The organism is Photobacterium halotolerans DSM 18316, from assembly GCF_000425165.1.
Lineage (GTDB): Bacteria > Pseudomonadota > Gammaproteobacteria > Enterobacterales > Vibrionaceae > Photobacterium > Photobacterium halotolerans.
This window is the reverse complement of sequence record NZ_KE384321.1, coordinates 225380-238747: the sequence shown is the minus strand read 5'-3', so window position 1 is coordinate 238747 and position 13368 is coordinate 225380. Positions and strand designations below refer to the sequence as shown.

General features: G+C 50.4%; 10 protein-coding genes. 3 read left to right on the top strand and 7 right to left on the bottom strand.

The window, feature by feature from the left end:
* Window positions 1–78: 78 nt before the first annotated feature.
* The 5 genes from H511_RS0116920 to ubiG all read right to left on the bottom strand — a co-directional run bounded on the left by H511_RS0116920 (window position 79) and on the right by ubiG (window position 5756).
* Complete coding sequence (locus H511_RS0116920; RefSeq protein ID WP_027253378.1) at window positions 79–366, bottom strand: 2Fe-2S iron-sulfur cluster-binding protein; 288 nt, start codon at window positions 364–366, stop codon at window positions 79–81.
* Entirely contained in the window at window positions 363–1496 is a 1134-nt protein-coding gene (nrdB, locus tag H511_RS0116915; RefSeq protein WP_027253377.1) for a class Ia ribonucleoside-diphosphate reductase subunit beta, read from the bottom strand. Before nrdB ends, H511_RS0116920 begins: the two co-directional genes overlap by 4 nt.
* A 53-nt stretch (window positions 1497–1549) precedes the next feature.
* Window positions 1550–3817, bottom strand: coding sequence for a class 1a ribonucleoside-diphosphate reductase subunit alpha (nrdA, locus tag H511_RS0116910; protein ID WP_027253376.1), 2268 nt, complete (start codon window positions 3815–3817; stop codon window positions 1550–1552).
* Between the two features lie 344 nt (window positions 3818–4161).
* Window positions 4162–4878: an HAD family hydrolase gene (locus H511_RS23710; RefSeq protein ID WP_051288292.1), complete on the bottom strand. Its 717-nt coding sequence runs from the start codon at window positions 4876–4878 to the stop codon at window positions 4162–4164.
* A 179-nt stretch (window positions 4879–5057) separates the two neighbouring features.
* On the bottom strand, window positions 5058–5756 hold the full coding sequence (gene ubiG, locus H511_RS0116900; protein ID WP_027253375.1) for a bifunctional 2-polyprenyl-6-hydroxyphenol methylase/3-demethylubiquinol 3-O-methyltransferase UbiG: 699 nt from the start codon (window positions 5754–5756) through the stop codon (window positions 5058–5060).
* A gap of 336 nt (window positions 5757–6092) precedes the next feature.
* On the opposite strand from ubiG, the gene gyrA reads away from it, so the two are divergent.
* Complete coding sequence (gyrA, locus tag H511_RS0116895) at window positions 6093–8735, top strand: DNA topoisomerase (ATP-hydrolyzing) subunit A (protein WP_027253374.1); 2643 nt, start codon at window positions 6093–6095, stop codon at window positions 8733–8735.
* A 239-nt stretch (window positions 8736–8974) separates the two neighbouring features.
* A complete protein-coding gene (gene serC / locus H511_RS0116885) occupies window positions 8975–10057 on the top strand; it encodes a 3-phosphoserine/phosphohydroxythreonine transaminase (RefSeq protein ID WP_027253373.1) in 1083 nt (360 codons plus the stop codon).
* Window positions 10058–10104: 47 nt separating this feature from the next.
* Here serC and H511_RS0116880 read toward each other — a convergent pair whose 3' ends face one another.
* Together H511_RS0116880 and H511_RS0116875 are read right to left on the bottom strand one after the other, a co-directional pair.
* A complete protein-coding gene (locus H511_RS0116880; RefSeq protein WP_027253372.1) occupies window positions 10105–11367 on the bottom strand; it encodes a sensor histidine kinase in 1263 nt (420 codons plus the stop codon).
* Window positions 11339–12007: a response regulator transcription factor gene (locus tag H511_RS0116875; RefSeq protein WP_027253371.1), complete on the bottom strand. Its 669-nt coding sequence runs from the start codon at window positions 12005–12007 to the stop codon at window positions 11339–11341. The genes H511_RS0116880 and H511_RS0116875 overlap by 29 nt, the downstream gene beginning before the upstream one ends.
* 95 nt (window positions 12008–12102) lie before the next feature.
* Between H511_RS0116875 and H511_RS0116870 the strand changes: the two genes are divergently transcribed.
* Window positions 12103–13350 carry a DUF5666 domain-containing protein gene (locus tag H511_RS0116870; RefSeq protein ID WP_027253370.1) on the top strand — a complete coding sequence of 416 codons (1248 nt, stop codon included), beginning with the start codon at window positions 12103–12105 and terminating at the stop codon, window positions 13348–13350.
* Window positions 13351–13368: the final 18 nt, after the last annotated feature.

Sequence of the window (13368 nt, the reverse complement as noted above, 5' to 3'; positions counted from 1 at the left end):
GAAACAAAAAAGCCAGTCTGGTACTCCAGACTGGCTTTTTTTGACACAGAGTTGAGCTGTGTTCAGCGCTGAGGTGGGTTACTCGTTAACCGCAGAGTGAGAGAGTTGGACCTGGTAATCAAATTCCAGACTCAGATCTGAGGTTGGTATCGACCGGCAGGCAAGGATTTCTCCCGGTGCGACAAAGGCCATTGCCTCGCGCTGATCCACCTGGCCTGCTATCAGTTTGCACCGGCAGGCCCCACACATTCCATTGCGGCACTGGTACTCAGGCTGTAAACCTGCACGTTCCAGTTGGACTAATAAAGGCTCATCATTATTGCCAGAAACCTGTTGTCCGTTAACCGTAATGGTCAATCGGCTCATAGTTCGAAGTCACCCAGATCGTCAGCACTGACGTCGTTATCAATCTGACCAACCAGGTAAGAACTGATTTCCGCTTCCTGTGGCGCAACCTGCACGTTGTCAGAAGACAGCCAGGCGTTAATCCACGGAATCGGGTTTTGAGTGGCACCCGGGTAAGCGGGTTTCAGGCCAACGGCTGTCATACGCAGGTTGGTGATGTATTCCACGTACTGGCAAAGAATGTCTTTGTTCAGGCCGATCATCGACCCGTCTTTAAACAGGTATTCCGCCCATTCTTTTTCCTGCTCAGCAGCATCTTTAAAGATGTCGAAGCTCTGCTGTTCACACTCACGGGCAATGTCAGCCATCTCAGGATCATCCTGACCGGTACGCATCAGGTTAAGGATATGCTGAGTGCCTGTCAGGTGCAGGGCTTCATCACGAGCGATCAGCTTGATGATTTTGGCATTACCTTCCATCAACTCACGTTCAGCGAAGGCGAAAGAGCAGGCAAAGCTGACGTAGAAACGGATCGCTTCCAGCGCATTGACCGACATCATGCACAGGTACAGTTTTTTCTTTAACTCGTGCAGACTGACCACAACGGTTTCCCCGTTGACCACATGCTCGCCTTCACCCATACGGTGATAATCGCTGGTGTCCTGGATCAGTTCGTCGTAGTAACGGGAAATATCCGCCGCGCGTTTAATAATGTGCTCATTTTCAACGATATCGTTAAATACCACAGCAGGGTCGTTAACGATATTGCGGATAATATGCGTGTAGGAGCGCGAATGGATAGTCTCTGAGAATGACCAGGTTTCAATCCAGGTTTCCAGTTCAGGAATCGAGACCAGTGGCAGCAGGGCAACGTTTGGGCTGCGTCCCTGAATGGAATCCAGCAGGGTTTGGTATTTCAGGTTACTGATGAAAATGTGGCGTTCGTGCTCAGGCAGATTGTTGAAGTTAATACGATCACTGGATACATCAACTTCTTCCGGACGCCAGAAGAAAGACAATTGTTTTTCAATCAGTTTTTCGAAAATCTCGAACTTTTGCTGGTCGTAACGTGCAACGTTAACCGGCTGACCAAAGAACATAGGTTCATGCAGCGGGTTGTTGTTAGTTTTACAGAAAGTACTGTATGCCATTGTGTCCTCAGCATCAAAGGGGAGCCGAAGCTCCCATTTGTTTTTGTTAGTTATTAAATCTTGCAGCTGGTGCAGTCGTCTGCAGCGACATCGCCCTGCGCATCAGAAGCACCATCGCGGGTGTTGTGATAATACAGAGTTTTAACGCCGAGTTTATACGCTGTCAGCAGGTCCTTGAGCAAGAGTTTCATTGGCACTTTGCCACCTGGCTGAATGCTCGGGTCGTAGTTGGTATTAGCGGAAATCGCCTGATCGACGAACTTCTGCATGATACCGACCAGTTGCAGGTAGCCATCATTGCTGCCAATGTTCCAAAGCAACTCATAGTTGTCTTTGTATTTATTGTATTCAGGAACCACCTGCTTCAGGATGCCGTCTTTAGACGCTTTGATGGAGACGAAACCACGAGGTGGCTCAATACCATTTGTTGCGTTAGAAATCTGAGACGATGTCTCAGACGGCATAAGAGCAGACAGCGTTGAGTTACGCAGGCCGTGAGTCATGATTTCCTGACGCAGCGCATCCCAGTCATAACGCAGTTCCTGACCACAGATTTTATCCAAATCTTTCTTATAGGTATCAATGGGCAGGATACCTTTCGAATAGGTGGTTTCATTGAACGCCGGGCAAGCGCCGCGCTCTTTAGCCAGGCCGACAGACGCTTTCAGCAGGTAGTACTGAATGGCCTCAAACGCCTGGTGAGTCAGGTTGTTCGCACTGCCGTCTGAATAACGCACACCGTGTTTTGCCAGATAGTAAGCAAAATTGATCACACCCACACCCAGAGTACGGCGGTTCATGGTCGCACGACGAGCTGCAGGCAGCGGATAATCCTGGTAGTCCAGCAGGGCATCCAAAGCGCGGACGGTCAGCTCCGCCATTTCTTCCAGCTCATCCAGGTTTTCGATAGCACCCAGGTTGAACGCAGACAGAGTACACAGCGCGATTTCACCGTTTTCATCTTCAACGTTGGTCAGCGGTTTGGTTGGCAGCGCGATTTCCAGGCACAGATTAGACTGGCGAATTGGCGCAACCGCCGGGTCGAACGGGCTGTGAGTATTACAGTGGTCAACATTCTGGATATAAATACGGCCAGTAGACGCACGCTCTTGCATCAGCAGAGAGAACAGATCGATGGCTTTCACTGTTTGCTTTTTGATGCTGTCGTCCTGCTCATACTTCACATACAGGCGTTCAAACTCTTCCTGATCGGCAAAGAAAGCATCATATAGCCCAGGTACATCCGACGGTGAGAACAGAGAAATGGTCTCGCCTTTGATCAGACGGGTATACATCAGTTTGTTGATCTGGACACCGTAATCCATGTGACGGACACGGTTTTCTTCAACACCACGGTTGTTTTTCAGTACCAGCAGAGATTCAACTTCGCGGTGCCAGATTGGGTAGAACAGTGTGGCAGCGCCACCACGAACGCCGCCCTGAGAACAGCATTTTACCGCGGTCTGGAAATACTTGTAGAACGGAATACAACCGGTATGGAAGGCTTCGCCGCCACGGATTTCAGAACCCAGGGCACGAATACGGCCTGCGTTGATACCGATGCCCGCACGCTGGGAAACGTAGCGAACAATCGCGCTGGCGGTTGCATTGATAGAATCCAGGCTGTCATCACATTCAATCAGTACACATGAGCTGAACTGGCGGGTTGGCGTGCGCACACCAGACATAATAGGTGTAGGCAGGGAAACCTTAAACAGAGACACAGCATCATAAAAGCGCTTAATGTAGTCCAGACGCGTATCTTTCGGATACTTACTGAACAGGCACGCCGCAATCATAATGTACAGGAACTGGGCACTTTCGTAGATTTCACCGCTGACACGGTTCTGGACAAGGTACTTACCTTCTAACTGCTTTACTGCAGCATACGAGAAGTTCATGTCGCGCCAGTGATCGATATAGTCATCCATCGCGGCCATTTCTTCGGCAGAGTAATCTTCAAGCAGGTGCTTGTCGTACTTACCCTTGTCGACCATTTTTCTTACATGGTCGAGCAGTGTCGGTGGCTCGAACTGACCATACGCTTTTTTACGCAGATGGAAGATAGCAAGGCGGGCAGCCAGATACTGGTAATCTGGCGACTCTTCCGAAATCAAGTCAGCAGCTGCTTTAATGATGGTCTCATGAATATCTTCTGTTTTGATACCATCGTAGAACTGGATATGAGATTTCAGCTCAACCTGCGACACTGACACATTTTCCAGACCTTCAGCGGCCCAGGTAATGACACGGTGGATCTTGTCCAGATCGATGCGTTCTTTGCGTCCATCACGCTTGGTTACAGTTAGCTGTTGATTCATTTTTAATCGTTTTCCCAGTTTTCCCTGATCTATAGTGCTTTTTTGCAATTTTATTAAAAAAGTAAAAGAAGATTGTGATCTTCGTTACACTTAAAATGATAGACCAAAACACTATATGTTGGGGTGTTAAGCCATGTGGCAAACAAGATAGTGGTGAGGATACGAATTTGCAAGCTGGTATTTTTTGACCGCTTGTGGATAACATGGGGATGTAAAATGGATAGTTAGTGCGTACTCACCTATTTCATCAGACTTGCCAGTGTCATAGGAAAATGCAAACAAAAAGCACCTGTTTTTTCCGCCGGAAAAATTTTTTTTCCCTTGATTTTTCCTGATTTTCCGCTCTATTTTTGCGTGCAGCATGATTGGTTAAAAAAGGCGCTTTCGTTACGATTATGTTGTTCCAGTATGGGGATGAGTGCGGCGGGTTCAGGCAGGATCGCCTGCGCTTGCCACAGGTCGGGATGATGCTCATCACCTATGTATCCCCATCCAGCGACAGCACCTGGCATGCGTGCGGCTCGCGCGGCAATCATGTCCTTTTCAATGTCACCGACATACAGGCAACTTTCAGGTGGGATGTTAAGCAGCTGGCAGGCATGCCAGAGCGGATCGGGGTGCGGCTTGGCTTTGTCTAATGTGTCGCCACAAACGACGACTTCTGCTTCAGACAAAACAGGGAAGTAGGGAAGCAGGCGCTGAGTGAGAAACTCAGGTTTGTTTGTCATTATTCCCCACGGGACTCTATTTTTGTTCAAATAGTTTAAAAGTGTATCAATGCCATCATACATTGATGTTTTTAAACAAATTTCATCATGATAGTAATCAAGGAATTGTTGCCTGAGATGCAAAGGGTTCAGATGCGCGGGTATTGTACCAAATCCCGCTTTTATCAAGCCATTGGCACCGTAGCTGGTATTCGCCTGGATTTGCGCTGCAGTCAGTGGCTGAACATCGTAATCTGCAAGCACTCTGTTAGCCGCTCTTGCCATATCCGGAGCGGTATCAAGCAAGGTGCCGTCCAGATCAAAAAGTACAGCGTCAATCCGATACCCCAACATAGGCTGTGTCCTTATCTCAAAGGCTGATAAAGCGTGTGCAATGAATGTGCTTAAAGCATATCAGTAAAACGGCGAAGCCGTATGATTATGGGCATAATCCGGGCATTGGATCAAACGCGGAAGAAAGGAGGGGTCAGCCAGGCTTGAGCAAGTAGCCTGGCTGTAGTGAGACAGGCTGTTTATTCAGGTTTTACTGTGTGCAGGATATAATTCACGTCCACGTTACGGCCCAGCTTGTAGGTGTCGGTCAGTGGGTTGTAGTGCAAACCGGTAATGTGGCGGTCTTCGAGCGCAGTCAGATCAACCATCGCCATCAGCTCTGACGGACGAATAAACTTTTTGTGATCGTGCGTACCTTTAGGTACCAGTTTCATGACCTGCTCGGCACCGACAATCGCAAACAAGTAGGATTTCATGTTCCGGTTCAGGGTTGAAAAGAACACATGGCCGCCAGGCTTCACCAGTCGGGCACAGGATGCAATCACAGAGGCAGGATCCGGCACATGTTCCAGCATTTCCATACAAGTGACGACGTCGTACTGTTCAGCATGTTCTTCAACCGTCTGCTGGATGTAGTCCAGCTTAGTGCCGGTTTCCAGCGCATGCAGACGAGCTACCGTTAATGGCTCTTTACCCATGTCCAACCCCGTGACTTCCGCGCCTTCTCGGGCCATGCTTTCGGCCAGGATGCCGCCGCCGCAGCCCACATCGAGGATTTTTTTGCCAAACAGTCCGCCGGCATGGTCGATCACATAGTTCAAGCGCAGTGGGTTGATCTGATGCAGAGGCTTGAATTCGCCTTCCAGATCCCACCAGCGTGATGCCATTTCTTCAAATTTACTGATTTCTGCCGGATCGACATTTAACTGCTTGGTCATTATTGCTCGCCATTTCCATTGATGTCAGAGCGGGCATTATAGCGAAAGACGGCTGACATGAAATGCTTGTTTGCCTAACCTAGGTCTGTCGCAAGAAAATACAATGATGCTGGTGCATCTTTCGCCAGTCGCTGTTTTTCTGTATTAAAAACCTTCACTTGATGGCGGGGAGAACCCCCATGGATTGCACAGAAGGACAAGAGTTTATTTTCAATTCGTAAAATTACTCACAAGAAAGGCACTGAAAGGTGTGCCTATTAAGTGGGAAATATGCTATATTCCCGCACCTTGCACGTATAAAAATACGACAGAATCTACCTGAGGGATAGTGGCTCCATGAGCGATCTTGCAAAAGAGATCACGCCGGTAAACATTGAAGAGGAGCTGAAAGGCTCATACCTCGACTACGCGATGTCAGTCATCGTGGGTCGTGCTCTTCCTGATGTGCGTGATGGCCTGAAGCCGGTACATCGCCGCGTACTATTCGCGATGAACGTACTCGGTAATGACTGGAATAAACCATACAAAAAATCTGCCCGTGTTGTGGGCGACGTGATCGGTAAATATCACCCTCATGGTGATAGCGCGGTATACGACACTATTGTTCGTATGGCGCAACCTTTCTCCCTTCGTTATATGCTGGTCGACGGCCAGGGTAACTTCGGTTCCATTGATGGCGACTCTGCCGCGGCAATGCGTTATACCGAAGTGCGGATGAGCAAAATTGCTCACGAACTGCTGGCCGACCTGGATAAAGAAACTGTCGACTTTGTTGACAACTACGATGGCACAGAGCGCATTCCTGCTGTGTTGCCAACCAAAATTCCTAACCTGCTGGTTAACGGTGCATCCGGTATTGCCGTAGGTATGGCGACCAATATTCCACCGCATAATCTGGGTGAGGTGATTGACGGCTGTCTGGCCTTTATGGACAACGATCAAATTACCATCGACCAGCTGATGGAATATATACCTGGCCCTGATTTCCCGACAGCGGCGATGATCAGTGGACGTAAAGGTATTGTTGACGCTTATAAAACGGGGCGCGGTAAAGTGTACATGCGCTCTAAAGCCGATATTGAATCAGACAAAAATGGCAAAGAAACCATTGTTGTCACCGAGATTCCCTATCAGGTCAACAAAGCACGTCTGATTGAAAAAATCGCTGAACTGGTCAAAGAGAAAAAAGTCGAAGGCATCAGTGCACTGCGTGATGAGTCTGATAAAGACGGCATGCGGATTGTTATTGAGTGTCGTCGTGACGCTGTGGCCGAGGTGGTACTGAACAATCTGTATGCACAGACTCAGCTGCAGACCACGTTCGGTATCAACATGGTGGCGCTGGATAAAAATGGCCAGCCTAAGCTTTTCAATCTGAAAGAGATGCTGGAAAGCTTTGTTAACCACCGCCGTGAAGTCGTGACACGTCGCACCATCTTTGAACTGCGTAAAGCGCGTGAGCGTGCGCATATTCTGGAAGGTCTGGCGATTGCACTGGTCAATATCGATGAAATCATCGATCTGATCCGTCAGGCGGCGACGCCGCAAATTGCCCGTGAAGGCCTGCTGGCCCGTCCATGGCAGTTGGGTGACGTGGCGGCCATGCTGGAACGTGCCGGTGTTGATGCGGCTCGTCCTGAGTGGCTGGCTGCTGAGCTGGGTGTTCGTGATGGTATGTACTACCTGACGGAGCAACAGGCACAGGCCATTCTGGATCTGCGTCTGCACAAGCTGACCGGTCTGGAACACGAAAAGATTCTCGACGAGTACAAAGGTCTGTTGACCCAGATCGAAGAGCTGATGTTGATCCTGAGTAGTGCTGAGCGCCTGATGGAAGTGATCCGCGGTGAACTTGAGCTTGCCCGGGAGCAGTTCAATGATGTTCGCCGTACCGAAATCACAGCGGCCAGCCATGATATCGATCTGGAAGATTTGATCACTCAGGAAGACGTGGTGGTGACTTTGTCTCACCATGGCTATGTGAAATATCAGCTGCTGGCTGATTACGAAGCACAGCGTCGCGGTGGTAAAGGCCGTGCCGCAACGCGGATGAAGGATGAAGACTTCATCGAACGCCTGCTGGTTGCCAATACCCACGATACCATCCTGTGCTTCTCAAGCCGCGGCCGTATGTACTGGCTGAAGGTTTACCAGTTGCCGCAGGCCAGCCGGACGGCACGTGGTAAGCCAATTGTGAATATTCTGCCGCTGGAAGAGAATGAGCGTATTACCGCGATTCTGCCGGTGAAAGAATATGAAGAAGATAAGTTCATCTTCATGGCTACCGCTGACGGTACGGTTAAGAAAACACCGCTGACGGATTTCAGCCGTCCTCGCAGCGCCGGTATTATTGCCGTGAACCTGCGTGAAGGTGATTCACTGATTGGTGTGAATATCACTGACAGCAGCAATGACATCATGTTGTTCTCTGCCGCCGGTAAAGTGGTACGCTTCTCTGAAGAGCAAGTGCGTGGCATGGGCCGTACAGCGGCAGGTGTCCGCGGTATCAAGCTGGCCAATGACGACAAAGTGGTATCGCTCATCGTCCCTGGTAATGAAGGCGACGTGCTGACGGTGACTGAAAACGGTTACGGTAAGCGTACCAGCCTGGAAGAGTACCCAGCGAAGAGCCGTGCGACCCAGGGTGTTGTTTCCATCAAGGTCTCCGAGCGTAATGGCTCTGTGGTCGGTGCGGTTCAGGTACAGGAAGGTGATGAGTTCATGATGATCACCAATGCCGGTACTCTGGTGCGCACCCGTGTCGCAGAAGTCAGCCGCGTAGGTCGAAATACTCAGGGGGTTACCCTTATCCGTACTGCAGAAGATGAACAAGTTGTTGGTCTTCAGCGTATTGAGGAACCTGAGGATGACGAGTTACTGCAAGTTGACGGCGAAGAGGTTGTGGCGGAAGTGACAACAGATACCGATGCGGTATTGCCTGAAGAAGGCGATGAAGCCAAAGACAGCAGCGAAGACTGATTGTTAGCTTCACCATAAAAACGCAGCTCAGGAGCTGCGTTTTTTTATAACATTTTTTTAGCAAAATGCCTCTTTTGTTTGTTTCGCTGACGCTTATCGGTATTTTTTATTGTTTACTCAACAAAAAAGGTTTTCAGCAACGAATGAAAGGTGTAAAAAAATAAAACACAGATCCAGTTATTCATGATGTTGATAACAGGGTCACCACATTTTCGCAAAGCAGGAGCATGTTTCTCATCATGGATAAGGTTTATAACTTTTGTGCAGGTCCAGCAATGATGCCAGCAGAAGTGTTGGTCAAAGCCCAACAGGAATTGGTGAACTGGAATGGTCTGGGTACCTCGGTCATGGAGATCAGCCATCGAAGTAAAGACTTTATCGCTGTAGCAGAACAGTCCGAGCGTGATTTACGTGACCTGCTGGCTATTCCTGACAACTATCATGTTCTTTTCTGCCACGGTGGCGCACGGGCACAGTTTGCTGCCGTGCCGATGAACCTGCTGGGCGATGCCACCACGGCGGATTACATTGACGGCGGCTACTGGGCACACAGTGCTATTGATGAAGCCCAGAAATACTGCCAGCCGAATGTTATCGATATCACGTGCGAGCGTGATGGTAAAAAAGCCGTTCTGCCGGCGAGTGACTGGGCGCTGACTGAACAGGCGGCCTATGTGCACTTCTGCCCGAATGAGACGATCGACGGTATTGAGATCCGTGACTTGCCACAGACGGACAAGCCGATTGTCGCCGATATGTCTTCTACCATTTTGTCGCGCAAAATCGATGTATCACAGTACGGGGTGATCTACGCCGGGGCACAGAAAAATATCGGCCCTGCCGGTCTGACGATCGTGATTGTCCGTGATGATTTACTGGGTCTGGCCAAAGACATCCTGCCAAGCATACTGGATTACAAAGTGCTGGCAGAGAAAGAATCGATGTTTAATACACCGCCCACTTTTGCCTGGTATCTGGCTGGTGAAGTGTTCAAGTGGCTGAAAGCCATCGGTGGCGTAGAGGTGATGCAGGCGCGCAATGAAGCAAAAGCGAAATTGTTGTATGACTTTATTGATCAGTCTGATTTTTATCGCAATGAAGTGCATCAGGCGAACCGTTCATTAATGAATGTCCCTTTCCAGCTGAAAAATGCGGCACTGGATAAAGCCTTCTTGCAACAGGCGGATGCCGCGGGTTTGAAAGCCCTGGCGGGTCACCGTGTGGTTGGCGGTATGCGGGCCTCTATTTATAACGCGATGCCGATTGAAGGCGTTCAGGCGCTGGTCGACTTCATGGCGGCCTTTGAACGCGACAATGCCTGAGTAAAGTACATCTGCAGTCAAGCCGCCTGTTCAGGCGGCTTGTTTATTTATGCCTGTGCCTGGCGACGGTCGTTGAACGTCAGGTGGGTTGTAAACACTTCGCCATCATCTTCTGCCTGGTAATCCCATCCCATTCTTTCGCATATCCGGCTGACGATCACCAGCCCGCAGCCATAACCGGCGTTTTCTGTATCGTGCCCGCCATGCCTGTTGGCTATGCTTAGCTGCATGCCGTTAAGGGCGATATCAATGTTACCTATGCTGTAGCTGAAGGCATTTTTGATCAGGTTGCTGATAATAATCGAGACAAAACTTTGCGGTGCCTGCACAGTCGCCGTGTTATTGAGTGAAAGCGCGTAGCAGGTATTCTGGCGGGCAAACAGGGGGGAAAGATCATCCAGTTGCTGCTGCAAAATAGCGGCGATATGACAGGGCGAAAAGAAGCTATCATCAATCTGTTCGCGGCCAAGGAGCAGGAAAGTTTCTGTCAATAATGTCATCTCCTGGCTGGCTTGCTGTAAGCGGTTTATGGCCTTTTGCGCAATGCGGGGTTGCGCCGGGATCCTTTCGAGTATATCTGCCGACCCCTTAATCACCATGATAGGTGTTCTGAGCTCATGGGAAGCAAACCGGCTGAATTCCTGCTCTCGCTGAAAAAATTTTGCGATGTTGAGCTTACTGTCGCGCAGGCTTTGTTCAATGGCTCGGGTTTCGCTAAAGGCGGTATCCAGATCAAAGACAGGCTCGCCAGGCGGCATCCGGGCAATTTTCTTCTGGATAGCGATCAGCGGTTGAGACAGGGTCCGTGACAGGTAGACGCCATAAGCCGCGATGGCCAGAGTCACGGCCATCCCAAGGAGCAGCGTGATGCTATGAAGGTTATTTTCATACTCATCAAGATAGTCATCGGCATCGTCCTGAAAGACCAGATAGAAAAGTCCTCTGCCGGAGGGGTGCTCAATCACGGTAAAGTGTTTATCTTCGGTGCCGAGCAAGTGTTCGTAAAAACCGGGCTTGTTATAGGGAACCAGCCAGTGCGGCAGGCCCTCTTCGCTCCAGTAACTGGCAAACTCCTCAGGGTTTGGCAGCGGAGTGTCATCCCCTGTGGTCAGGTATTCCCGGGCGTACTGATTGGCCTCAGTATCCAGCCAGTGGTGCAGGCTGATGATTTCAAGTTGTTCTTCAGCGATGAAAATGACCGAACCAAATAATCCGAACATCGCCAGGGTAAGCAGTAAAAAACTGATCCTCAGGCGATGAAAAATGCTGGGATAGACGCGCTCAGCTTCTGAGTCGGTAACCTTTGCCATGAATTGTCTCTAATCTGCTGGTCTCAAATCCTTTGTCGAGGGCATTTCGCAAGCTGTAAACATGGCTGCGCAACGCATCGCTGGGCGGTGCATCTTCCCCCCATACGGCATCAATCACTTCCTGCCGGCTGACAATGGCCGGCGCCTGTCGTAACAACAGCCAGAGAATTTTGAACTGAATGCGGCTGAGTTTTATTGGCTGGCCATTGCGGGTGACTTCTTCTGTCTGCGGGTTCATCATGATATCCGCATAGGAAAGTGTCCCTATATCTTGCCGGGGCCCCCGGCTGGCAAGGGCTCTCAGGCGCAGAGTCAGCTCTTCCATCGCAAAGGGTTTGAGCAGGTAATCATCACCGCCGGCATTAAACGCCGCCACTTTGCTGTCCAGACCGTCTTTGGCTGTGAGAAACAGAATAGGTGTGTTGCAGAACAACTCCCGGCGCAGCTTCTGCACCGTGGTAATACCGTCCGCCCTTGGCATCATGATGTCCATAATAATGACGTCATAATGGCTTTCTGCGACCAGAGCCAGCGCAGCTTCACCGTGAAAGGCAAAGTCGGTTTCCATGCCTTCCAGTTCCAGATAATCGGCAATGGTTTCCGATATTTTATGGTTATCTTCCACAACCAGAACCCGCATGCAGCCCCCTCTAATCCGTCTTCACGAATGCTTCACGTTTCACTGCATACCATATGCCGTATTGAGAATGAAAGCGAACATAAGGGTTAGAAATCATGAAAAAAATTCTTTCAGTTGCCGTGTTGGGTGGTTTGCTGAGCGCGTGTGGCGGCAGTGACTCAGATGCGCAGCAACAAGCTTACTCAGGGACTTTACTTGGCACAGTAGACAGTGTGCAGGCCGAACAGGCGAGACTGATGGTGAATGGTCGCAGCCTGGATGTCGCATCGGCCGGTGTTTCTTATCAGGATCAGCCTCTTTTACTGACGGATGTGGTTTCAGGTATGCAGGTTGAAATCGACAGTGATGATGGCCGGGTGAGTGAGATTGAGCTTGAGCCTTTCATGAGCGGTGAAGTAACCGCCGTCGACGGGCAGTCCATCACAGTCAATGGCCAGACTGTGCTGCTGGAACAGGTGGCGGTGAGCGCGCAGGTGGGGGATTTTGTGCTGCTTTTCGCTCAGCCACAGGCGGATGGCAGCCGGACCCTGACAGCAGTGCAGGCGATCGATGCGACAGCAATCAGTGAAGTGGAAGGCCGTGTCAGCCAACTGGATATGTCAGCGCAGACATTCTCGGTCAATGGCACAGTGGTGAATTTTGCCGGTGCGGCTCTGGATGATGACCCGTTACAGAATGGCCAGTGGGTTGAAGTGACGGGGATGTTCGCTGACGGTATCTTCCGGGCTGCCGAGGTTGACGCTGAAGAGGCGGCGGAACTGGATGGTAAAGAGCTTGAAGGTGTGATCACTTTTGTTAACCGTGACAAAACAGCCATTGAACTCAATAGCCGAACTGTCGTGACGCTGACAGCAAATACCCGCTACGAAGATGGCAGCCAGTCTGATCTGGTCACCGGCCGCGTAGTAGAGGTGGAACTGCTGCACCAGACCGGTCAGCTGGCCGCCGTGGAAGTGGACTTTGAACCGTCTTCTTCTCAGATCACAACGGATCGCTTCAGCCTTGAAGGGACAGCGCAGTATGTGAATGACACCCTGTCTGTGAATGGCATTGAATTGCTAATGAGCGCAACGGTTCGTCTGGAGGACGGCCTGACGAAAGCCACACTGGACGGGCAGTGGGTCGAGCTTGAAGGCAGCTTAGTTGATGGCCAGTATCTGGTGCGCGAAATCGAACCTGAACAGCAGGAAGCGGAGATCAGTCTGCAAGGTCCGGTGTCCGGAAATGCGATCTGGGGTTACGCCGCCTCGGATGCTTCACTGGGTGGTTTTGAGGGGCAATGGGTCGATCTGGCATGTTATTTTGACGGCTCGGCCGTCAGCCAGTGCCGTCTGGATGACTAGGAGGTTTCAGGCAGTGTA